This window comes from Patulibacter defluvii (assembly GCF_034096925.1).
In the GTDB taxonomy this organism is placed as follows: Bacteria; Actinomycetota; Thermoleophilia; order Solirubrobacterales; family Solirubrobacteraceae; genus Patulibacter; species Patulibacter defluvii.
Genome location: NZ_JAWZSQ010000011.1, coordinates 87,976 through 110,203 on the forward strand (window position 1 = coordinate 87,976; position 22,228 = coordinate 110,203).

16 protein-coding genes are annotated in these 22,228 nt (G+C 73.4%); 11 read left to right on the top strand and 5 right to left on the bottom strand.

Going from position 1 to position 22,228, the window contains the following annotated elements:
- Nucleotides 1-87: 87 nt before the first annotated feature.
- Entirely contained in the window at nucleotides 88-612 is a 525-nt protein-coding gene (locus SH587_RS13120; protein ID WP_320671073.1) for a hypothetical protein, read from the top strand.
- Nucleotides 613-762: 150 nt separating this feature from the next.
- Nucleotides 763-1,851, top strand: a complete 1,089-nt coding sequence (locus SH587_RS13125; protein WP_320671074.1) for an SDR family oxidoreductase — start codon at nucleotides 763-765, stop codon at nucleotides 1,849-1,851.
- Nucleotides 1,852-1,900: 49 nt separating this feature from the next.
- Here SH587_RS13125 and SH587_RS13130 read toward each other — a convergent pair whose 3' ends face one another.
- Nucleotides 1,901-2,800, bottom strand: a complete 900-nt coding sequence (locus tag SH587_RS13130; protein ID WP_320671075.1) for a LysR family transcriptional regulator — start codon at nucleotides 2,798-2,800, stop codon at nucleotides 1,901-1,903.
- Nucleotides 2,801-2,904: 104 nt separating this feature from the next.
- Here SH587_RS13130 and SH587_RS13135 point away from each other — a divergent pair, with 104 nt between their 5' ends.
- From SH587_RS13135 to SH587_RS13170, 8 genes are read left to right on the top strand one after another with little or no spacing between them, the layout of a single operon-like run.
- A complete protein-coding gene (locus SH587_RS13135; RefSeq protein ID WP_320671076.1) occupies nucleotides 2,905-3,408 on the top strand; it encodes a VOC family protein in 504 nt (167 codons plus the stop codon).
- Nucleotides 3,405-4,943, top strand: coding sequence for a sugar ABC transporter ATP-binding protein (locus SH587_RS13140; protein ID WP_320671077.1), 1,539 nt, complete (start codon nucleotides 3,405-3,407; stop codon nucleotides 4,941-4,943). Before SH587_RS13135 ends, SH587_RS13140 begins: the two co-directional genes overlap by 4 nt.
- Entirely contained in the window at nucleotides 4,943-6,094 is a 1,152-nt protein-coding gene (locus SH587_RS13145) for an ABC transporter permease (RefSeq protein WP_320671078.1), read from the top strand. The genes SH587_RS13140 and SH587_RS13145 overlap by 1 nt, the downstream gene beginning before the upstream one ends.
- Nucleotides 6,095-6,117: 23 nt before the next feature.
- Nucleotides 6,118-7,263, top strand: coding sequence for a sugar ABC transporter substrate-binding protein (locus tag SH587_RS13150; protein WP_320671079.1), 1,146 nt, complete (start codon nucleotides 6,118-6,120; stop codon nucleotides 7,261-7,263).
- A gap of 10 nt (nucleotides 7,264-7,273) precedes the next feature.
- On the top strand, nucleotides 7,274-8,062 hold the full coding sequence (locus tag SH587_RS13155) for an SDR family NAD(P)-dependent oxidoreductase (protein ID WP_320671080.1): 789 nt from the start codon (nucleotides 7,274-7,276) through the stop codon (nucleotides 8,060-8,062).
- A complete protein-coding gene (locus SH587_RS13160; protein ID WP_320671081.1) occupies nucleotides 8,062-9,108 on the top strand; it encodes a zinc-dependent alcohol dehydrogenase in 1,047 nt (348 codons plus the stop codon). The genes SH587_RS13155 and SH587_RS13160 overlap by 1 nt, the downstream gene beginning before the upstream one ends.
- Before the next feature lie 37 nt (nucleotides 9,109-9,145).
- Nucleotides 9,146-9,928: an SDR family NAD(P)-dependent oxidoreductase gene (locus SH587_RS13165; protein WP_320671082.1), complete on the top strand. Its 783-nt coding sequence runs from the start codon at nucleotides 9,146-9,148 to the stop codon at nucleotides 9,926-9,928.
- Nucleotides 9,925-10,707, top strand: a complete 783-nt coding sequence (locus tag SH587_RS13170) for an SDR family NAD(P)-dependent oxidoreductase (protein ID WP_320671083.1) — start codon at nucleotides 9,925-9,927, stop codon at nucleotides 10,705-10,707. Before SH587_RS13165 ends, SH587_RS13170 begins: the two co-directional genes overlap by 4 nt.
- Before the next feature lie 105 nt (nucleotides 10,708-10,812).
- Here the strand turns inward: SH587_RS13170 and SH587_RS13175 are convergent, their stop codons facing one another.
- The gene (locus SH587_RS13175; RefSeq protein WP_320671084.1) at nucleotides 10,813-14,694 is read right to left on the bottom strand and encodes a hypothetical protein; all 3,882 of its coding nucleotides are present in this window, start codon (nucleotides 14,692-14,694) and stop codon (nucleotides 10,813-10,815) included.
- Nucleotides 14,695-14,949: 255 nt separating this feature from the next.
- Between SH587_RS13175 and SH587_RS13180 the strand changes: the two genes are divergently transcribed.
- A complete protein-coding gene (locus SH587_RS13180; RefSeq protein WP_320671085.1) occupies nucleotides 14,950-17,583 on the top strand; it encodes a penicillin acylase family protein in 2,634 nt (877 codons plus the stop codon).
- 61 nt (nucleotides 17,584-17,644) lie between these two features.
- Here the strand turns inward: SH587_RS13180 and SH587_RS13185 are convergent, their stop codons facing one another.
- Genes SH587_RS13185 through SH587_RS13195 form a run of 3 tightly spaced genes read right to left on the bottom strand, consistent with a single transcriptional unit; the run spans nucleotide 17,645 to nucleotide 22,082 of the window.
- A complete protein-coding gene (locus tag SH587_RS13185; protein WP_320671086.1) occupies nucleotides 17,645-19,168 on the bottom strand; it encodes a purine-cytosine permease family protein in 1,524 nt (507 codons plus the stop codon).
- Between the two features lie 31 nt (nucleotides 19,169-19,199).
- Nucleotides 19,200-20,627, bottom strand: a complete 1,428-nt coding sequence (locus tag SH587_RS13190; RefSeq protein ID WP_320671087.1) for an NAD(P)/FAD-dependent oxidoreductase — start codon at nucleotides 20,625-20,627, stop codon at nucleotides 19,200-19,202.
- A gap of 3 nt (nucleotides 20,628-20,630) precedes the next feature.
- Nucleotides 20,631-22,082, bottom strand: coding sequence for an aldehyde dehydrogenase family protein (locus SH587_RS13195; protein WP_320671088.1), 1,452 nt, complete (start codon nucleotides 22,080-22,082; stop codon nucleotides 20,631-20,633).
- Between the last annotated feature and the right edge of the window lie 146 nt (nucleotides 22,083-22,228).

A 22,228-nucleotide genomic window follows, 5' to 3' on the forward strand; every position in this document is an offset into this window, starting at 1 on the left:
GGCGTGTGACGTTCGCCCCCCCCGGCGTGCGGGTCGCTTGCATCGTCGCCTCGCATGGCCGGCGGCACCAGCGGGTAGCGTCCCGTCATGGACTACGACCCGCCCACGCGCCGCCTGCCGCAGGAGCCGCGGGCGCCGCTTCCGCCGACGCCGCCCCGCGGTCCGGGGACCGACGAGGAGCCGCCCGCGGTGCTGGCCGAGCGGATCCGCTCGCTGCGGACGATCGTGACGATCCTGGCCGTGGTCGCCGTCGCGGCGCTGGCGATCGCCTTCTGGGCCCTGCTCGACGGCGGCGGCGACGGGTCGAGCGGGAGCGGGGGCGGGAGCACCAGCGGTCTCCGCCAGCGGGTCGAGGACCTGCAGCAGCGGGTCGACGGCCGCGCCACCGACGGCGACGTGAAGAAGGTCCGCGACGACCTGGCCGAGCTGCGCAAGCAGGTCGAGGACGCGGCCTCCTCCTCGTCCTCGGGCACCACCACGGCGACCACGCCGGACAGCGGCAACAGCGAGCAGGCGCAGCAGATCTCCGACCTCCAGAGCTCGCTCGACGGCCTGACCCAGCGGGTCGACCAGCTGGAGAGCCAGGCCTCCAGCGGCGCCACGACGCCCTAGCTGCGGCCCACCGCGACGTTCCGGTCGCTCAGCGACCGGAACGTCGCAGGCGGCGGGGGCGGCGCGCGGCGGGGGCGCCATCGCCGGGGCCTATGCCCGTATCCGCGACCGGTCTTGGTCGCGTGGGCCCGCGGCTGCGAGGGTCCCGGCATGGGAGAGGAGCGCAGCGGCGCGGCGGCCGAGGACGCCCGCGCCGGCACCGTGCTGGTGGCGGGAGCGGGCGGCGTGATCGGCGGCTACGCCGCGGCCGAGTACGCCCGCCGCGACGGCTGGCGCGTGCGGGCGGCCAGCCGGCGGCCACCGGTCGGACCGGCGCAGGCGGTCGACCACCTGGCCGTCGACCTGCTCGACGCCGACGCCGCCCAGGCCGGCCTGCGCGGCGCGGCCGACACCACCCACCTGGTCTTCGCCGCCTACGCCGAGCGGCTGGATCCCCACGAGCAGGTGACCGTCAACCTGGCGCTGCTGCGCAACGCCCTCGACGGGCTGCGGTGCGCCGGGGCGACCCTGCGGCACGTGACCCTGTACCAGGGGATGAAGGCCTACGGCGCCCACCTGGGGCCGTTCGAGACGCCGACCGACGAGCGCCATCCGCGGCTGCTGGGGCCGAACTTCTACTACGACCAGGAGGACCTGCTGCGGGAGCGGGCGGCCGAGGACGGCTGGGCCTGGACGATCCTGCGGCCCGAGGGCGTGATCGGCTACACGGTTGGGACGCCGATGAACCTGCTGATGGCGCTGGTCGCCTACGCGGCGATCTGCCAGGAGACGGGGGTGCCGCTGCGGTTCCCCGGCACGGCGCGCGCCTACGACGCGCTCTACCAGGTCAGCGACGCCGAGCTGCTGGCCCGGGCGACGGTCTGGAGCGGCGCCACCGCGGCGGCCCACGGCGAGATCTTCAACCTGACCAACGGCGACGTCTTCCGCTGGCGGCAGCTGTGGCCGCGGCTGGCCGAGGCGTTCGGGCTGCCGGTCGCCGAGCCCCAGCCGCTCGACCTGCCGACCCACATGCGCGGCCACGGCGAGGCGTGGCGCGACCGGGTCCGGCGGCGGGGCCTGCGGGAGACGCCCTGGGAGCAGGTGGTGGACTGGCGCTTCGGGCAGTTCATCCTCGGCTCGGAGCACGACAACATCTCCAACACCACCAAGATCCGCCGGGCGGGATTCACTGAGTGCTACGACACCCTCGACCGCCTGAGTGAATGGTTCGGGAGGATGTTGGACGAGCGGGTGGTCTGACCACTGATGGTGAGGCAGTATTTTCGGTAGGTGCGGGACGCCCCCGCGCCTACGGTGCGATCAGGGCGCCGTCGGGCACCGGCGGCCAGGTGCTCTCCAGCAGCGACGCCACGTAGGTGGCCGCCAGCGGCGAGAGGGTCTCGCGGGTGTAGGCGGCGAGCGTCCGGCCGAAGGCCGGCTGGAGCGGCCGGGCGAGGTCGGCCAGCTCGTGCGGCACGCTGCCGATCGGCACCATCGCGGGACCCAGCCCGGCCGCCGCCAGCCGCGCCGCCGCGTCGACCTGCGAGGTCCGCACCGCGGGGGCGGCGATGTAGCCGGCGTGGGCGAACGCGAACGCGATCAGCTCCGAGAGGCCGTGCTCGCTGGCGTAGAGCACCCAGTCGCGGTCGGCCAGCGCCGCCAGCGACACGCGCGGACGGACCAGCTCGGGGTCGCCCTCGGGCAGCACGACGACGAACTCCTCCCAGCCGAGCTCGTGGACCTGCCCGTCCCAGCGCTGGGGCCGGGGGCCGATCGCGACGTCGGCGACCCCGCTCAGGAAGCGCTCCTCCAGCTCGGCGCGGTGGGGGAACTCGTGGAGCCGGATCGTGACCCCCGGGTGGGCCTGGCGCCAGCGGCTGATCGGGCTCGGCAGCAGCGTGCCGGCCATCGAGCGGACGGTCGCGATCTCCAGCTGGCCGGTCGGCTGGCGCAGCTCGCCGCGGACCACCTCGCGCGCCGTCTCCGCCGCCAGCAGCACCGAGCGGGCCTGCGGCTCGAAGACCCTGCCCAGCGGCGTCAGCCGCGTCGAGCGCGGAAGCCGCTCCAGCAGCGCGCCGCCGAGCTCCTGCTCGAGCGCGCGGATCTGCTGCGAGACCGATGGCTGGGCCACGCGGACGCGTTCGGCGGCACGGCTGATCGACCCCTCGTCGACCACCGCGACGAAGTACTCCAACTGACGCAACGTCACAGAAACCACCTCTCCATAGGCCCCGCCTTCACCCCAACAGGATAGCGGTCTTGCGTGCCCTTCATCACACGGAATACGTTGCGGACGTTCCAAGGAGAATGACTGTGCGCGCTACCCGACTCAACCACGTTTCCATCCACGCCGACGACCTCGACGAATCGGTTCGGTTCTACAGCGAGGTGTTGGGTCTGGAGAAGATCCCGACCTACACGTTCGCCTTCCCGGTCCAGTACTTCCGGCTCGGCGACCAGCAGCTGCACATCTTCCAGCGGCCGACGCCGGCGCCGCAGTTCCACCACATCGCGGTCGACGTCGACGACTTCGAGCAGGCGTTCGAGCGGGCCCGCGAGCTGCGGATCCACGACGACAGCGCGTTCTTCTCCGACGTCTACGAGCTGCCCGACGGCGCGGTCCAGATGTACCTGCGCGACCCGGCGGGCAACCTGGTCGAGGTCAACTGGCCGGACGTCGCGACGCTCGACCACAGCCGGCTGCCGACCTTCCGCCGGCTGGCCGACACGGTCGAGCAGACGGCGGACGGCCTGCGGTCGAGCCTCTACCTGCAGCTGCGGGAGCGGGCCTCGGCGCCCGGGAGCGACGGACGATGAGCCCGGCCACCGCCCCCGCCGACCCGGCCGGCGCGGCGACGACCGCGGCCGCGCCGATCGTCGCGCTGCGCGGGATCGCGAAGACCTACGGCGCGATCCGCGCGCTGCGCGGGGTCGACCTCGAGATCCGGCCCGGCGAGGTCCACGCGCTGCTGGGCGAGAACGGCGCCGGCAAGAGCACGCTGGTCAAGTGCCTGGCCGGGGCGGTGATCGCCGACGAGGGCGAGTTCCTCGTCGACGGCGCCCCGGTGACGATCGGCGGGCCGTCGGACGCGCTCGACGTCGGCGTCCGGGTCGTCTACCAGGAGCTGGCGCTCTTCCCGACCCTGAGCGTGGCCGAGAACGTGGTCGGCCGCGAGCTCCACGACCGCCGCCGCGTCGACTGGCGCGCGCTGCGGGCCGCGGCCCGGGACCACCTCGCCGCGGTCGAACTCGACGTCGACGTCGACGCGCGGGTCGAGCAGCTGTCGGTCGGCAGCCAGCAGATGGTGGAGGTGGCGCGCGCGCTCGGCTCGGGCGGGCGGGTGATCGTGCTCGACGAGCCGACCTCGGCGCTCGGGCAGGAGGAGATCGAGCAGCTCTTCCGCAGCATCCGGCGGCTGGCCGACCAGGGCGTCTCGTTCCTGCTGGTGACGCACTTCCTGGAGGACGTGATCGCGCACGCCGACCGCGCCACGGTCATCCGCGACGGCCAGCGGGTCGCCACCGTCGACGTCGCGCGCACGACCAAGGACGAGCTGGTCGGCCACGTCGTCGGCGACGCCGGCCGCGCGCTGCGGGCGGGGCTCGCCGGCCAGGAGCTGCGGCTGCCGCCGCGCCCGGACGGCGAGGTGCTCGTGCGGGCGAGCGACGTCCGTCGCCCGCCGGCGGTCCGCGAGATGTCGCTCGACGTCCGCGCGGGGGAGGTCGTCGGCATCTACGGCGACCTGGCGTCCGGCCACGCCGCCTTCGCCGAGATGCTGTTCGGCCTGGCCGCGCCCGAGGAGGGCGAGCTCGAGGTCCTCGGCCACGCCGCCGACGGCAGCGGCACGCGGCGGGCCCGCGAGCGCGGGGTCGGCTTCGTGCCGGGCGACCGCCGCGCCGCGCTCGCCCTCGAGCAGCCGATCTTCAAGAACATGACGCTCGCGACCCTGCCGCGGCGCGGGCCGCTGCTGCGCGAGGGCGCGGAGCGGCGAACGGCCGCCGGGCTGATCGAGCGCCTGCGGGTGGCCAACGGCACCCCCGACCTGCCCGCCGGAGCGCTCTCCGGCGGCAACCAGCAGAAGGTCGTCCTGGCCCGCTGGATGATCGACCCGCCGCGGCTGATGGTGCTCGTCGAGCCGACCCGCGGGATGGACGTCGGCGCCAAGGCCGAGGTCGTCGACATCGTGCGCTCGCTGGCCGCCGACGGCCGCGCCGCGGTCGTCGTCTCCAGCGAGCCGGAGATCGTCCTCGACTGCGCGACGCGGGTCCTCGTCGCCAAGCGCGGACGGATCGTCGCGGCCTTCAGCGACCGCACCCTGACCAAAGACCAGCTGATGCGAGAGGCGTTCTGATGAGTACCGCTGCTGTCCGCACCCCGACCGCCGGCCGCCGGCCGCGGACCGACCTCCGACGGCGCGCGCTCGAGCACGCGCCGATCCTGGGGCCGGCCGGGGCGCTGGTGCTGATGTTCGTGCTGTTCGCGATCCTCGCGCCAGGCTCGTTCGTCTCCAGCGACAACCTCTTCAACCTGCTGGCCCAGATGGCGGTCCTGGCGGTGCTCGCGACCGGGGTCACCTACGTCCTGCTGCTGGGCGAGATCGACCTCGGCTTCGCGAACATCGCGATCCTCTCGGGCATCGCCGCGACGCTGTTCTTCGGCGGCAAGGAGGTCGAGATCCCGTTCGTCGGCGAGCTCTACATGGGCTCCGGCACCGGCGACCAGATCGCGGGGATCGCGACCGTGCTGGTGATCGCCGCCGCGCTCGGCTGGGTCAGCGGCGCGCTGACGGCCCGGCTCGGGGTGCCGAGCTTCGTCGGCAGCCTCGGGATCCTGCTGCTCGCCCAGGGCTGGGCGTTCTACTGGTCGCAGGGCGAGAACCAGTACACCGTGCCGTCGCTGGCCAAGTCGATCGGCTCCGGCTACGTCGGCCCGGTGCCGCGGGTAGCGATCTCGGCCGCGGTGATCCTGCTGCTGGCGCACCTGGTGCTCAGCCGCACCCGCTTCGGCCGCTACGTCTACATGACCGGCGCCAACCGCGACGCCGCCGAGCTGTCGGGCATCCCGACCAAGCGGATCGTGATGATGGTCTTCGCGCTGGCGGGGCTGCTGGCCGGGATCGCCGGGCTGATGAACGTCGGCCGGCTCGGGTCGGCCCAGCCGGACGCCGGCACCGAGCTGCTGCTGCCGGCGATCGCCGCCGTCGTGCTCGGCGGGACCTCGCTCTTCGGCGGCCGCGGCGGGATCGGCTACACGGTGATCGGCCTGCTGCTCTACGGCGTGATCGACAACGGGCTCGACCAGCTCGACATCGATCCCTACGCCAAGCCGTTCGTGCGCGGCCTGCTGTTCCTGACGGCGATCGCGCTCAACGTGCTGATGCTGCGGATCGCCCGCCGCGCCCAGGCCCAGTCGCTGCTGGAGGGCAGTGCCGAGCCGCCCGCCCCGCCGGAGCCCGGCGCGAGCACCGCGACCACCGAACGCCAGCCGTCGGCCACCCGCTGACGTCGACCACGAGGAGAGAAGCGATGACGACCCAGCACCCGGGCGCGCCGGACGACCACGACGCCGAGCAGCGGCGCGCGGTCCAGCGCGAGTACGAGGGCTACAGCGCCGAGGTCCAGGCGCACTACGCGAAGAAGGGCCTGAGCCGCCGCGACGCGATCCGTCGCGGCGGGATCGGGGCGGTCGCGCTCGGCGTGCTCGCGCCGGCGCTGGCCGGCTGCGGCCTGAAGACCTCCCCGGAGGAGGCGTCGGGAGCGGTCAGCGGATCGGTCTACGGCAAGGCGCTGAAGGGCCTCGGCACCAACGGCGGCCTCGGCGTCATGTGGTACGCCCAGGGCAAGCAGACGATCGAGCAGTGGGCCAAGCTCCTGAACGTCGACCTGACCTGGGTCGACGGCGAGCTCGATCCGACCAAGCAGCGGGCCAAGCTCGACAACGCCGCGATCAAGTCGTGGGACATCGCGATGGTCACCGCCACCCAGGCCGGCACGGTCCTCGAGCCGCTGCGCAAGATCGTCGGCAAGGGCACCGACGTCGTCCAGATGACGTCGAACACCGGCAAGCCGGGGGAGGACTGGGGCTACCTGACCTTCACCGAGCAGAGCTCGTTCGACATGGGCTACCAGGTGACGAAGGAGCTCTGCACGAAGGCGGGCGGCAAGGGGACGATCATCGAGACCCGCGGTCCCGCGCCGGGCACCGACCAGCAGGACCGCCACAAGGGCTTCCTGGCGGCGCTGAAGGAGTTCCCCGGGATGAAGCTGCTGACCACCGACTTCGCCAACTGGGACTCCGGCACGGCCCAGAAGCAGTGGGACTCGTACCTGACGAAGTACCCCGAGATCACCGTCGGCTACTGCCAGAACGACGACATGGCGCTGGCCGCGCTGCAGGCGCTGAAGTCGGCGCGGCGGACCGGCAAGACGCTGATCGGCGGCACCGACGGGATGCCGCCGGCGATCAAGCTCGTCAAGTCGGGCCAGCTCGCGGCGACGTTCCGCCACGACTCCTGCCGCGTCCACGGCTACGCGATCGTGATCGCGGCGATGCACAAGCGCGGGCTGATCCCCGACCCGCCGAGGAAGATCGTCGTCGACGGGCCGCTCGTGACCAAGGACAACGCCGACAGCCTCCTGACCCTCCAGCAGGCCCCGGTCCTGCTGGCCTAGGAGGACGACGATGGAGCTGCACCTGGAGGGCCGCGTCGCGGTCGTGACCGGGGCGGGAGCGGGCATCGGCCTGGCCACCGCCCGCCTCCTGCGGGAGGCCGGCGCGCGGGTCGTGGCCGTCGCCCGCGACCCGTCGGCGGCCGCCGAGCTGGGGCCGGAGGTCATGCCGCTGGCGGTCGACCTGGCCGAGGCGGACGGTCCCGGGCGGGCGATCGCCGCCGCCGTCGAGCGCTGGGGCGCGATCGACGTGCTGGTCAACAACGTCGGCCAGTTTCCCTACCGCGAGGGCGGGTTCCTGAGCGTCGGCGACGACGACTGGCGGGCGCTCTTGCGGGTCAACCTGCTCTCGATGATCCGCGCCTGCCGGGCGGCGCTGCCGGCGATGGTCGCGGCCGGCCGCGGGTCGATCGTCAACGTCGCGTCCGACGTCGGGCGGGCGCCCGCCCCGTTCCTCGTCGACTACGCGGTCACGAAGGCCGCGATGCTGCGGCTGTCGAAGGCGATCGCGACCGAGTTCGGCCCTGCCGGCGTGCGCTCGAACTGCGTCTCGCCCGGGCCGACGCGGACCGCCGGCTGGGAGCGGCCCGGCGGCTTCACCGACGCCCTCGCCGACGAGTACGGGCTCGACCGCGACGCGGCGGTCGCCCACTTCGCGGTCGAGGTCCGGCAGACGCCGCTGGGCCGGCTCGGGCGACCGGACGAGGTGGCCGCGGTGATCGCCTACCTGGCGTCCGACGGCGCCGCGCACGTGACCGGGGCCGACCACCGGGTCGACGGCGGACTGGTGGCGGCGGCGTGATGCGCGCCGTCCAGGTCACCGGGCTCGGCACGGCCGAGCTGCGCGAGGTGCCCGAGCCCCGCCCCGAGCCGGGCGAGGTCGTGATCCGGCCGACCACGGTCGGGATCTGCGGCACCGACGTCCACGTCCTCCACCACGGGGCGCTGATCGACCCCGACGAGCTGCCGCTGACGCTCGGCCACGAGTTCGTCGGCGAGATCGCCGAGGTCGCGGGGCCGCCCCAGCGCTCCGCCTACCCGGCGCTCGGCCGGCTGCTGGCGCCCGGCGCGCGGGTCACCGTCGAGCCGCTGGTGCCCTGCGGCAGCTGCCTGGCCTGCCGCCGCGGCCAGCCGAACCGCTGCGGGCGGATGTCGCACCTGGGCATCTGGCGCGACGGCGCGATGGCGGACGCGGTCGTCGCGCCCGCCAGCCGCGTGGTCCCGGTGCCCGACGCCCTCGACGACACCCAGGCGGCGCTGATCGAGCTCTACGCCTGCGCCGTGAACTTCGTCGACCAGGGGCGGGTGGGCGCCGGCGACCACGTCGCGATCGTCGGCGCGGGACCGGTCGGCGTGGCGACGGCCCAGGTCGCGCTCGCCGCCGGGGCCGCCACGGTCACCGTGGCCGAGCCGCAGGCCAGCCGCCGCCGCTTCACGGCCGCGATCGGGCTCGGCGACCCCGTGGCCGACGCGGCGGCGGCGCGGGCGGCGCTCGACGAGCTGACCGGCGGCCAGGGCGCGGCGGTCGTCTTCGAGTGCGTCGGCGCGGGACCCGCGATCGACGACGCCCTGAGCCTGGCCGCGGTCGGCGGGCGCGTCGTCGCCGCCGGCATCCCGACCGGCGCGGTGACCCTCGACTGGAACACCGTGGTGACCCGCGAGCTGGAGGTCGTCGGCGCCTTCGCGTCGAGCTGGGCGTTCGCCCGCACGATCGACCTGATGGTCGGCGGGCGGCTGGACGCGGCCGCGCTGGTGACGGCGCGGGTCCCGCTCGACGACGCGGTCCACGCCCTCCACGACACGGCGCGCGACCCGCGCCACTGCAAGGTCCACCTGCAGGTGGCCTGACCTTCCCCCCAACGAGCACGAGACGAGGAACGACGAGATGCAACTGAACCTGAACGACAAGGTGGCCGTGGTGACCGGCGGCGGCTCGGGCATCGGCCTGGCCACCGTCCGGCTGCTGGCCGAGGAGGGCGCCCGCGTGGTGGCCGCCGACCTGGACCCGTCGGCCGCGACCGCGATCGACGGGGTGGTCGGCGTGGCCGGCGACCTGGCGAGCGCGACCGGTCCGGTGGCGGCGGTCGACGCCGCGATCGAGCGTTGGGGCCGGATCGACGTGCTGGTCAACAACGTCGGCGTCTTCCCCTACCGCGAGAGCTTCCTGAGCGTCAGCGACGAGGACTGGCGGTCGCTGCTGGACGTGAACTTCTTCTCGATGGTGCGGGCGTCGCGGGCCGCGCTGCCGCACATGATCGCCCAGGGCTCGGGCGCGATCGTCTCGACCGCCTCCGACGTCGCCCGCGCCCCCGATCCGTTCTTCGTCGACTACGGCGTCGCCAAGGCCGGCGTGTTGATGCTGTCGAAGGCGATCTCGATCGAATTCGGCCCGCGCGGCGTGCGCTCCAACTGCGTCTCGCCCGGCCCGACCCTGACGCCGGCCTGGGAGAAGCCCGGCGGGTTCGCCGAGTCGCTGGCCGAGGAGTTCGGCCTCAGCAAGGAGGAGGCGATCGACCACTTCGCCAAGGAGGTCCGCAAGATGCCGCTCGGCCGGCTGGGCCGCCCGGAGGACGTGGCCAACGCGATCGTCTTCCTGGCCTCGGACGCCGCGTCGCACGTGACCGGCGCCGATTACCAGGTCGACGGCGGGATCGTGGACGCGGCATGAGCGGCGATCCGATCGCGCCCGACCGCGGGGTGGCCGGGATGAACGTCCTGGTCACCGGCGCCGCCGGCGGCATCGGCCGCGCCGTCGCCGAGCAGCTGGTCGCCTCCGGCGCGCGGGTGGCGCTGGCCGATCGCGACGCCGACGCGGTCGCGGCGGCCGCGGCGTCGCTGGGCGACCGCGCGCTGGCCGTGCCGGTCGATGTCGCCGAGGAGGCCGACGTCGAGGCCGGGATCGCCCGCACGCGCACGGCCCTGGGATCGATCGACGGCCTGGTCAATGCCGCCGCCACGATCACCGTCGCACCGGTCGCGGAGACCGCGCTGGAGGACTGGCGGCGGACGCTGGAGGTCAACCTGACGGGGACCTTCCTGACCTGCAAGCACGCGGTTCGCGCGTTCCTCGAGCAGGGCGGGGGCGGGGCGATCGTGAACTTCGCCTCGATCTCCGCCACGGTCGGCCTGGCCGGGCAGGCCGCCTACTGCGCGTCGAAGGGCGGCGTCCTGCAGCTGACCCGCCAGATCGCGGCCGACTACTCGTCGCGGGGGATCCGCTGCAACGCCGTCAGCCCCGGCTCGGTCGAGACGCCGATGCTGACGAGCTACCTGGACGGCCTGCCGGACCCGGCCGCCGCCCGCGCCGCGATCGTGGCGGCGCACCCGATCGGACGGCTGGCGGCGCCGGACGAGCTCGCCGAGGCGGTGCTCTTCCTGCTCTCGCCGCGGGCCTCGTTCGTCGCCGGCAGCAACGTCTGCGTCGACGGCGGCTACGTCGCCGTCTGACCCGCCCCGGAACGAGGCGAGCCCCGGGACCAGGCGGTCCCGGGGCTCGCGTGCCGCGCGGGGACGGCGGCGGGCGCGTGGCCCGTCGCCGCCGCCGTCAGCGACCTAGGGGGCGTTGGTCGAGCAGACCGGGAGCAGCTGACCGCCCAGGAAGTTCAACAGGTTGATGTTGAGCCCCAGGATCTTCATGGTCAGCGCCGCGGTCTTCTGGCAGTCGAGCGAGCCGGCCGACGCGGTGTCGAGCTGCAGGCCCAGGCTCTTGGTGCCCTTCAGCCAGACGATCCGGTTGGTCGCCGTCGCCGGCTTCGCGTCCGAGCCGAGCTTGAACGACTCGACCATCGGCGGGTACTTGATCTCGTTCATCACGAACTGCTGTCCGCGCGAGTCGAAGAACATGTACATCCGCGGGAGGGTGTTGCCGAGGTACGAGAACGTCGGGCCCTGGCCCAGGTCCATCCCGAGGTTGCGGAACCGCAGGTTGGTGACCGAGACCGTCTGCCCACCCATCGGGAGCTTCGCGTTCAGCGTGGTCAGGCCGCTGGCCTGGGTCCCGCTGTCCTCGAAGTTCATCGACGTCTGGGCCGCGTAGGGCCGGTTGTCCCCGCCACCCGTGCCGCCGCTGAGGACGTTCGGGTTGGGCCGCCGGCAACGCGCACCGGAGTCGACGCAGACGTCCAGCTTGCGCGGGATGTTGTCGAGCGTCAGGTCCAGCTCCGGGATGTCACCCAGGTTCAGGGCCTTCAGCTTGATCTGCGTCAGGTTGGCCGCGTTCTCGAACTTCAGCTTCGTCGGCGTGTCGTCACCGATCTCGGTGCCGATCGTCGTCGAGGCCGAGGTCTTGCTGATCCGGCCGGTGATGGTCGACGGCGTCGTCGAGCCCTCCTGGGCCATGGTCGCGTCGAGGACGATCGGCTTCGTCTTCGTCGCGTCCTGGTCGAGGTGGATCGCGATCGGGTCGAGGGTGATGCTGAGGCCCTTGAGGGCGGTCAGCCGCACCGCGACGCCCATGCCACCGCTCGTGCTGTAGCCGAACAGGTCGTCGACCGCCGGATCCGGGTTGCCGTCCGGCTGCAGGCCGGTGGCCGGCAGCGGACGCCCGGCGGCCAGCCGCAGCTCGCCGATCGCCTGATCGTCGGCCGTGGTCAGCTTCGCCAGCGGCGTGCCCGGGGTGCAGTCCTGCTTCGGCAGGGCCAGCGTGAACCCGGTCGGGACGTCGTGGATCGCGGCCTCGATGTTGTCCGAGCCCTCGAGCAGCGGAACGCCGGTGGCCTTGATCCGGATGTCGTTGACGCGCGAGCTCGCCTCGTAGGTGAGCTTCGTGTCCTCGTCGGAGCCCTCGGCGGGCGAGGTCAGCCCCAGCTCGAACGTGGTCGGCAGGTCCAGGACCTCGGCCTCGACGTGGATCGGCTGCGGCCCGCCACCGGGCTCGCCGCCGGGATCACCGCCGCCGCCGGGGTCGCCGCCACCGCCGGGATCACCGCCGCCACCGGGCCCACCGCCGCCCGGCTCCTCCGGGGTGCACTGGGTCGGGTTGCCACCCGGATCGCCGCTGCCGGGATCGCCGGAGCCGGGGTCACCGGAGCCGGGGTCACCGGAGCCGGGATCGCCGCTGCCCGGATCGCCCGAGCCCGGGTCGTCCTCGCTCGGCGGCAGGGTCACGTCGACGCGGAACGGCTTCGAGACGCCGGTGGTCGCCTTGAGGCTGACCGGCGAGGTGCTGACCTCGATCGCCCGCAGCTGGAACACCCGCGCGGCCAGCCGGAACTTGCCGTTGGTGGTGTCGAGGAACGCGCCGGCGTCGTCGGGACCGCCGGGGACCTGCGGGAACTCGGAGGTCGCGTCGGCGGCCTCGAGCTCGATCCGCTCGACGTTGACCCCGTCGGCGACGAGGCCGAGCTTCGAGCCCTCCTCGCCGTCGCTGGGCGTGCGGATCGCGATCGAGCCGTTGCCGTCGATCTGCTGCAGCTTGACGTGGAGCTTGTCGGCCCCGTCGAGCAGCGGCACGCCGGTGGCGTGGACGTCGATCTGGTCGATCGGCGCGTTCGCCTCGTAGAGCAGCTTCTGGCCGTCGGCGTCCTCGGCCAGACCGATCTTGAGGTGGGTCGGCAGCTCGTCGATGGTCGCCTTGGCGACGATCGGCGGAGCGGCGTCATCGCTGCCCGGCAGCGTCGCGTCGACGCGGAACGGGCCCTCCGTGCCGGTGTCGAGGGTCAGGGCCATCGGCGACGGGTTGATCGTGATCGCCCGCAGCTGGTAGATCCGCGCGGCCAGGCGGAACTTGCCGCCGGTCGCGTCGACGAACGCCCCGGCGGCGCCACCCGGCACCTGGGGGAAGTCGCCGCCGGCCTCGGCCGCCTCGACCTCGATCCGGTCGACGTTGACGCCGTTGGCCACCAGGCCGACGGTGCCGTCCTCGTCCGAGCGCAGGCCGATGTCGCCGTTGCCGTCGATGCCCTGGAGCTTGACGTGGAGCTTGTCCGCGCCGTCCACGACCGAGATGCCCGCGACCTCGGCGTCGATCAGGCTGATCGGCGCGCTGGCCTCGTAGGTGAGCTTCGAGTTCGCGCCGTCCTCGACCAGGCCCAGCTTGAGCGCAGTCGGGAGGTCCTGGATCGTCGCCTTCGCGGTCAGCGGCGCGGCACCGTCGCCGCTGCCGTCGACGGCCGCGTCGATCCGGAACGTCTGCGCCTGATCGGTCTGGACGTCGAGCGCGATCGGCGACGGGTTGACGGCGATCGACTTCAGCTTGAAGACGCGCGCGGCCAGGCGGAACTTGCCGCCGGTCGTGTCGAGGAACGCCCCGCCGTCGGTGTCGGCGCCCGGCACCTGCGGGAAGCCGCTGTCACCGTCGGTGGCGCGGACGTCGATCTGGTCGATCACGCCGTCGGCGGTCAGGCCGAGGCGCTGGCTGCCGCTGCTGGGCGCGTCCATCGACACGCCGCCGGCGACCGGCATCCCGAGCAGGTCGACCCGCAGCTTGCGGGCGCCGCCGATCAGGTCCTTGGTCGAGCTGACGTCGGCCGTCAGGCGCTCGATCGAGGTGCCGTTGCCGTTGTAGGTGATCTTGCCGCCCGCGGCGTCGACCGCGAGGTCGAGCTTGGCCGGCAGCACGCGCAGCGCGACGTCGGCGTTGAGGTCGGGCGACGCGACCGAGGCGGTCAGGAGGCCGCCCGGGTTGTCGGTCGTCGCGGTCAGCGCGGCCGACTCGCCGAGGTTGGCGGTGAAGGTCGCGTTGTGCGGCGACTTGCGGAAGTCGAGCCGGATCGCCGTCTCGTCGACCCGGTCGGTCGGCGAGCCGTCGAAGATGTCGGCCACGACCGCGACGCGCTGGCCGGGGTCGTTCTGCTGGATGCTGGCCCGGAGGGCGCCGTTCGACTTCGTGATCGTGTCGAGCGGCGTCGAGATCGTGAACTTGCGCGGCGCCTTGTCGTCGCGCGCGTCGTAGCCGACCGCGATCCGACGACCGCCGAGGACGGTGCCCCCGGTGTTGCCGAGCACGGCCTCGACCTGGACCGGCAGCGTCGACTTCTCGTTCTGGGCCCGCTCGACCACCAGGCCGACCGTGTTCGGGCCGGTCAGGGTGACGGTGCCGATCAGGTCGGCCTCGCCGTCGTGGTCGACGTTCAGCGTCGTCGGCACGCCGAGCGCGGTCCGGTGGATCCGCTCGATCTCGTTGCCGTTCTCGTCGCGGAACTTCGTGACGAACTGGTAGTCGATGACGCCGGCGTTGCAGACGAGCGTCTTGAGCCCGCCGGTGACGGGCGTCAGCAGGCCGCTGACCGGGTTCTCGCCGGTCAGGCGGATCAGCGCGTCGACGCCGTGGACGGGGGCGCAGAGGGTGCCCTGGAGCACCTCACCGAGCCCGTTCTTGCCCTCGAGCAGGCCGAGCAGCGGCGTGATCGGGTCGAATTTCGGTGGCTTCGCCTGCGCGGCTGGAGCCGTCGCGGCGGTCGTGACGATCGCGCAGGCGACCGCCGTAGAGATCACGCGCGCACTTCTGCGGCGCGGCACTCCGAGTCCCATCTATCCCCCTGGATGTGTGTCCCAAAACACCGGGAGCGCTCGAAACCGGCACTGGCTCGGCGCTCCCGCGGTGGACAGACTACCCATGGATGCAACGTTTTTGGCGTTGATGTTCGGTGAACGGCAAACGGAGGCGCCGAGAGACATCGTGGCGTACGCTGTCCCAAGTGCCCGCGCCCGGCCCTATCGCGAACAGCGTTGTTCGCCTAAGCTGCGGGGGTGACCCGGAGAGCGCTGACGTCGACCCTCGCCCTGCTCGCCCTGGCCCTCGCGCCGGCCGCCGCCGGGGCCGCCCCGGCGCGACCAGCGGCCACGCCCCGCTACGACGTCACCGTCACCCGCACCGCCTACGGGATCCCGCACATCAAGGCCCGCGACTACGCGTCGCTCGGCTACGGCTACGCGCAGGCGCTGGCCGAGGACGCCGTCTGCACCGTCGCCGAGGCCTACGTGACCTCGAACGGCGAGCGCTCGCGCTGGTTCGGCCCCGACAAGGGCTACGCGATCCGCGGCAACGGCTCGACCGCCAACAACCTCAACAGCGACTTCTTCTACCAGCGGATCCGCGACCGCAAGACCGTCGAGCGGCTGGCCGCCCAGGCCCCGCCGCTGGGCCCGAAGCCGGAGATCAAGCAGGCGCTCGAGGGCTACGTCGACGGCTGGAACGCGTGGCTGAAGCGGGTCGGCGGCACGAAGGGGATCCCCGACCGGACCTGCCGCGGCGAGGGCTGGGTCCGGCCGATCACGATCGGCGACGTCTACCGGCGCTTCTACTCGCTCTCGATCCTCGCCTCGAGCGGGGTCGCGATCGACGGGATCGCCGGCGCCCAGCCGCTGCTGACCGGTCCGGTCGACGTGGTCGAGCGGGCGAAGTCGATCCCCGCCGGCGAGCTCGACCGGCGGCTCGGGGGCCTCGGCTCGAACGCCTACGCGATCGGCCGCAGCGGCTCGCGCGACGGCCACGGGCTGCTCTACGGCAACCCGCACTTCCCGTGGCAGGGGCCGGAGCGCTTCTACCAGGCGCACCTGACCGTGCCCGGCAAGGTCGACGTCACCGGCGGCTCGCTGATGGGCGTGCCGATCGTGCTGATCGGGACCACCAAGGGGATGGCCTGGAGCCACACCGTCTCGACCGCGCGCCGCTTCGTGCCCTACCAGCTGACGATGCTGGGGCCGACCACCTACGTGGAGGACGGCCAGCTGAAGCAGCTGAAGGGCGAGCGGGTGACCGTCCAGGTGCGCGGCGCCGGCGGCCGGCTGGAGTCGCGCAGCCGCACGCTCTGGTCGTCCGAGCACGGGCCGATCTTCACCTCGCTGCTCGGGCTGCCGCTGTTCCCGTGGACGCCGGTCACCGCCTTCGCGCTCTACGACGGCAACGGCGAGAACTTCGGCCGGCTGATGAACCACTTCTTCTCGATGAACTTCGCGCAGTCGGTCCCCGAGGTCGACCGGATCCTGCGCAAGTACGAGGGGATCCCGTGGGTCAACACGATCGCGGCCGACACGGCCGGCAACGCCTACTACGCCGACATCGGCTCGATCCCGAACATCGACCGCGCGAAGTACGACCAGTGCGAGCAGGTGCTCGGCCACGTCACCGACCTGCTCCAGCGGCTGCCGGTGCTCGACGGCGCCCGCCGCGCCTGCCTGCCCGGCAACGACCCCGACGCGATCGCCCCGGGGATCCTCGGCCCGAGCAAGATGCCGAGCCTGCGGCGCGACGACCACGTGTCGAACATGAACGACTCGTACTGGCTGACCAACCCGGCCCAGCCGCTCGAGGGCTTCAGCAAGATCATCGGCGACGAGCGGACCCCGCGCTCGCTGCGGACCCGGATCGGGCTCAAGCAGCTGCAGCAGCGGATCGACGGCAGCGACGGCCTGCCCGGCAAGGGCTTCGACCTCCAGAACCTGATGCGGGTGGGGATGGGCAACCGGGTCTACAGCGCCGAGATCTGGCGCGACACGCTGGTCGCCGGCTGCGGCAGCGAGGCCTGCCGGGTCCTGCGCGCGTGGAACATGCGCAACGACCTCGACGCGAAGGGCGCGGTGCTCTGGCAGCGGTTCGTCACGCGGCTGACCGGGGCGCTGCCGATCGCGCTGCCGGCCGGGCTGCTGGGGCCGTTCGCGACCGCCTTCGACCACCGCGACGCGGTCAACACCCCGGGCGGCCTGAACATGCTCAACCCGATGGTGGCCGGGTCGCTGCAGCAGGCGATCTCCGACCTCCAGGGGGCGGGGCTGCCGCTCGACGCGACCCTCCGCCAGGGCCAGTCGGTGACCCGCCGCGGCGAGCGGATCCCGATCCAGGGCGGGCCCCACGCGAGCGGCGTCTTCAACGTCGTGACGCCGGTCTGGGACCCGAAGAAGGGCTACACCGAGGTCGTCCACGGCTCGTCGTTCATCCAGGCCGTGCACCTGAAGCCGGGCTGCCCCGACGTGCGGACGCTGCTGACCTACGGCGAGTCGACCAACCCCGGGTCGGTCCACTCCAGCGACCAGACGAAGCTGTTCAGCCGCAAGCAGTGGGTGAAGGCGCCGTTCTGCCCCGCCGACCTCGAGGCCGACCCGACCGACGACCGCGTGCGGACCGTCGACCTGCGGCCGGCCCAGCCGCTGCTGGTGACCCTGCGCGAGGCCCGCGGCAGCGCCCGTCCGCGGCTGACCGTGACCAACACCGCCGGCGCCTCCGGCCGGGTGGCGATCCGGATCCGCCGTGGCAAGCGGGTGGTCCGCCGGATCGCGCGCCGCGGCGCCGTGGTGGCCGTCTCGCCGCGCGTCAAGCGGGGCGACTACGCGATCGCCGTCACCGTCGGCGGGCAGACGATCCAGCTGGGCGGGCGCCAGCGCTGAGAACCGCGGCGAGGGGAGGGCGCCGGCCGGCGGGGTCGACCCGGCCGGCGCCCCGTCGCCGTCAGGCGCCGGCCACCTGCAGCGGCGGCTCGCCGGCCGTCGTGCCGGGAGCGACCGGGCGCGGCGCCGCCGCAGCGGGCGGACCGTCGAGGTCGGCGTCGGCCGCGGCCACGATCCGGGCCTCGCCGGCGACGTCGAGCGAGCGGCAGAAGAGCGCGTAGAGCCCCGCCGCCACCGGCAGCCCGACGAAGATCGCCAGGTCGACCCCGTCGATCGCCTTCGCCATCGGGCCCTCGAAGAACTCCAGGTGCATGAACGGCACCATCGCCGCGAACGCGATCGCGTAGGCCAGGCAGCCGCGCCAGTTCCAGCGGCCGTAGATCCCGGCCGGGTTGAAGATCTCGCGGACCGAGTAGCGGCCGCGGCGGACCAGGAAGTAGTCGGTCAGGTTGATCGCCGTCCACGGCCCCATCAGGTACCCGAGGACCGCCAGCACGGTGACGAAGGTCGTCGCCAGGAAGTCGGCCGGCAGCGCCAGCGCCAGGCCGGTCGCGCTGACGAACAGCAGCCCGATCGTCGCCACCCGCAGCCGCACCGTCGAGACGATCGGCCGCAGGCTGTCGAGGGCGCTGATCAGGGTCAGCGAGCCCCCGTAGAGCGACATCCCCATCAGGCCGACGGTGCCGGCGGCGGCCAGCAGCAGCATGATCGCGCCGAGCCCCTGGAAGACCAGGTCGGACGCCTCCTGGACCCCGGCCACGACGCCGAGCTTGGGGAAGATCGCCGCCGCGATCGCGCCCACGACCTCCATCCAGAGCACCCCCGCGACCAGCCCGACGAAGGTCACCGAGATGATCTTGCGGTGGCTGGTCTCGGCCGGCATGTAGCGCGAGTAGTCCGAGACGTAGAAGGCCCACGAGAGCTGGTAGCCGAGCGCCGCCGCGAAGACGGTCAGGAACGGCACGAAGCTGAAGCTGGCGGTGGTGAACTGGCCGCCGGCGGTCGGCAGGTGGCCGCCGACGACGATCCCGACGGTGAAGATCGCCAGGAACACCACCAGCACCACGCTGATCAGGCGCTGGGCGACGTGCAGCCAGTCGTGGCCGACGATCGCCAGCACCACCGAGAGCACCGCCATCGCGATCAGCCAGAAGGCCGACGAGCCGCCGAGCAGGTTGGCCAGCGTGTCGCCGAGGATGTCGAAGCCGGAGACCGCGTAGCCCCAGTAGACGAGCACCGCCGTCGCCCAGATGAAGAGCGCGCCGTAGCGGCCGAACTGGGGCCGCGACTGGACCATCTGCGGCAGCCCCAGGTGCGGGCCCTGGCTGGCGTGGGCGGCGACCAGCACCGAGGCCACGACCGTGCCGAGGGTCAGCGCCACGATCGTCCACAGCAGGCCGAGCCCGAGGGTGATCCCGATCGCGCCGGTGGCGAGGGTCAGCAGGCAGGCCGAGGAGGCGAACCAGACCGTCGCCTGGTCGCCGAGCCGGCCGTGGCGCTCGTCCAGCGGCACGTAGTCGATCGAGCGGGCCTCGATCCGGGGCCGCGCGGCGGTCGTCGCCGGGCGGGAGGGTGCTTGGGTCATGGGGCGCTCCGGGGTAGGTGGTCGGTGGGCATCAGTGCTTGTCCTCGAGGCCGGCCGGGGCCAGCCGCGCCAGCCGCACGTCGAGCCCGCGCGGGCGGCGACCGGCGGCCTCGGCCCGCTCCTTGCGGACCACCGCCTGGCGCACCAGGCGACCGCTGACGTAGCGGACCGGGTCGGGCGGGAAGCGGTCGTGGCGGTGGTCGACCAGCGGGCTGGTCGTCCACTGGTCGCGGATCCCGAGCGCCAGCCGGGCCAGGATCTGGCCGCCGAGCAGGCTCGGGCCGACGCCGTTGCCGCTCCAGCCGACGCCGACCAGGAGGTGGTCGCGGCCGTCGAGCCGGCCGATCCGCGGGATGCTCGTCGGCGTGCGGTCGATCGGGCCGCCCCAGTCGCGGGCGATCGGGACGCCGGCCAGCTGCGGGTAGGTCCGGTGCAGCTCGGCGGTGACGAGCGCGGTGTGGGCGGGGTTGCGGTCGAGCCGGTCGCCGACCGTCGTGCCCAGCCGCAGCCCGGCGGTGCCCTTGCCGAAGACCAGCCGCCCGTCGCGGGTCGTCCGGTAGTAGTTGACCATCATCTGCGAGTCGGTGACGCTCTCGCCGCCGGTCCAGCCGAGCTCGGCCAGCCGGTCGGGGATCGGCGCGGTCGCGACGATGTCGCTGGTGACCGTCACGAAGCTGCGCCGCAGCTCGGGGATCGCCTGGGCCCAGGCGTTGGTGGCGATCACCAGCCGCTGAGCGTCGACGTGGCCGTGGTCGGTCGTGACCCGCAGCGGTCGCTCGCGGGTGAAGCCGGTGACCGCGGTGCGCTCGTGGATCCGCACGCCCCGCTCCAGCGCCACCCGCCGCAGCCCGCGGGCCAGCTTCGCCGGCTGGACGGTCACCGCCGCCGGCTCGAGCACGCCGGCCAGGTGCAGCGACGAGCCGGTGCGGGCGGCGACCTCGGCCGCCGACAGCCGCACGAACGGCTCGGCCCCGACGCTCGCGCACTGGCGCATCACGGCCTCCCAGGCGCCGACGTGGGCGGGGGCGGTGGCCGTCCACAGCATCCCGCCGGGGGTCACCTCGGCGTCGATCCCGTGGGCCTCGCAGAACGCGCCCAGCTCGCCGACCGCCGCCTCGGACGCCCGCGCCAGCCGCAGCGCCTCCTCCGGTCCGCAGATCCGGATCAGGCTCGACAGCTTCGGCCACCACGAGAGCGCCATCCCGCCGTTGCGGCCCGACGCGCCGCCGCCGCAGACGTCGCGCTCCAGCACCACGACGTCGCAGGCCGGATCCAGCTCCTTCAGCCGCAGCGCGGTCCAGAGCCCGACGAAGCCGCCGCCGGCGATCACCACGTCGGCCGTGGTCGCGCCGGTCAGCGGCGGCGCGTCGGGGGCGTCGCCGAGCGCCTGCTGGAGCCACAGCGAGCGGTGGCGGCCGTCGCGGGCGACGGCCGGGCGGGTGGGGGAGGAGACCGCCATCGCTCAGCCGCGGCCGACGTTGAAGACCAGCGTCTTCGGCTCGGTGACGGTGTCGAGCATCTGGATCCCGCCCAGCTCGCGGCCGATCCCGCTCTGCTTGGCGCCGCCGAAGGGCGCCATCTGGTCCCAGTAGTTGGTGGTCTCGTTGATCAGGACCGTGCCGTGGTCGAGCGCGTCGCAGATCGCCCAGGCGGTGTCGAGGTCGGCGGTGAAGGCGGCCGCGTTGAGCGCGTAGGGCGAGTCGTTGGCGATCGCGATCGCCTCCTCGAGGGTCTCGAAGGGGATCACCGGGGCGACCGGGCCGAACGTCTCCTCGCGGGCGATCTCCATCTCCGGCGTGACGTCGCGAAGCACGGTCGGCGGGTAGAAGAGGCCGCCCGGCGCCTCCGGCTGGATCACCGTCGCGCCGGCCCGGCGGGCGTCCTCGACGTGGCGGCGGACCTTGGCCAGCGTCGCGTCGTCGACCAGCGGGCCCATGTCGGTGGCCTCCTCGGCGGGGTCGCCCATCCGCAGCTCGGCGGCCTTCGCGGCCAGCCGCTCGACGAACTCGTCGTAGCGGTCGCGGTGGACCAGGATCCGCTCGGCGGCCGTGCAGACCTGGCCGGCCATGTAGAAGCAGCCCATCGTCGCGGCCTCGACGGCGGCGTCGAGGTCGGCGTCGGCGAAGACGATCTGGGGGCCGTTGCCGCCCAGCTCCAGCAGCGTCCGCTTCAGCTCGGCGGCGCGGGCGATCCGCTTGCCGACGTCGGTCGAGCCGGTGAACTGGATCCCGGCCACGTCGGGGTGCTCGACCAGCGCGGCGCCGACGTCGCCGGCCCCGGGCACGAAGCTGAGGACGCCGGCCGGCAGCCCCGCCTCGAGCAGCACGTCGACGACCATCGCGCAGCAGAGCGGGGCCTTCTCGCTCGGCTTCCAGACCACCGCGTTGCCGGCGATGATCCCGTAGAGGACGGGGATCATCGGGATGTCGACCGGGAAGTTGTACGGCCCGATCACGCCGATCACGCCGAGCGGGCGGCGGGTGGTCATGATCCGCTTGCGGTTGGTCGGCTCCTCGGTCGAGGGCCGGGTGGTGCCGTGGTGGCGGAGCGCGTCCTGGGCGGCGCGGCGGAAGTGCGGGGTCGCGTACTGGACCATCTCCTCGCGGGCCTCGCGGATCGTCTTGCCCATCTCGGCGGTGATCAGCTGGGCGATCGCCTCGTTGCGCTCCTCGGCGATCGTCATCGCCCGCTCGAACAGCTCGACCCGCTCGACCAGCGAGGTCCGCGCCCAGGCCTTCTGGGCGGCGACCGCGGCGGCGACCGCGCGGTCGACGTCGGCGGCGTCGCAGCGGGTGGTGGTGCCGACCAGCCGGCCGTCGTAGGGCGAGCGGACCTCCATCGTGCCCGCCGCGCCGTCGGTCCAGCGGCCGTCGATCAGGGCCTGCCGCTCGAGGGTCGCCGTCGTGGTGCTCATCGCTGTCGTGCCTTCGGGTCGCTCGTCCGTGTGATCGGCCGCACAGAGTGGGCCGCGGCGACCATGGTGGGGGACGGGCGGGGCACGGGCAACGGCCGCCGGAGACGAACTGCGACGGGGTCGTCGTACGATCGTATGATCGGCGT

Excerpts from the sequence above, each read along its gene's own strand:
- SH587_RS13120 (WP_320671073.1), top strand. The coding sequence starts at position 88 with ATGGACTACGACCCGCCCACGCGCCGCCTGCCGCAGGAGCCGCGGGCG.
- SH587_RS13125 (WP_320671074.1), top strand. The coding sequence starts at position 763 with ATGGGAGAGGAGCGCAGCGGCGCGGCGGCCGAGGACGCCCGCGCCGGC.
- SH587_RS13140 (WP_320671077.1), top strand. The coding sequence starts at position 3,405 with ATGAGCCCGGCCACCGCCCCCGCCGACCCGGCCGGCGCGGCGACGACC.
- SH587_RS13145 (WP_320671078.1), top strand. The coding sequence starts at position 4,943 with ATGAGTACCGCTGCTGTCCGCACCCCGACCGCCGGCCGCCGGCCGCGG.
- SH587_RS13150 (WP_320671079.1), top strand. The coding sequence starts at position 6,118 with ATGACGACCCAGCACCCGGGCGCGCCGGACGACCACGACGCCGAGCAG.
- SH587_RS13155 (WP_320671080.1), top strand. The coding sequence starts at position 7,274 with ATGGAGCTGCACCTGGAGGGCCGCGTCGCGGTCGTGACCGGGGCGGGA.
- SH587_RS13160 (WP_320671081.1), top strand. The coding sequence starts at position 8,062 with ATGCGCGCCGTCCAGGTCACCGGGCTCGGCACGGCCGAGCTGCGCGAG.
- SH587_RS13165 (WP_320671082.1), top strand. The coding sequence starts at position 9,146 with ATGCAACTGAACCTGAACGACAAGGTGGCCGTGGTGACCGGCGGCGGC.
- SH587_RS13170 (WP_320671083.1), top strand. The coding sequence starts at position 9,925 with ATGAGCGGCGATCCGATCGCGCCCGACCGCGGGGTGGCCGGGATGAAC.
- SH587_RS13185 (WP_320671086.1), bottom strand. The coding sequence starts at position 19,168 with ATGACCCAAGCACCCTCCCGCCCGGCGACGACCGCCGCGCGGCCCCGG.
- SH587_RS13190 (WP_320671087.1), bottom strand. The coding sequence starts at position 20,627 with ATGGCGGTCTCCTCCCCCACCCGCCCGGCCGTCGCCCGCGACGGCCGC.
- SH587_RS13195 (WP_320671088.1), bottom strand. The coding sequence starts at position 22,082 with ATGAGCACCACGACGGCGACCCTCGAGCGGCAGGCCCTGATCGACGGC.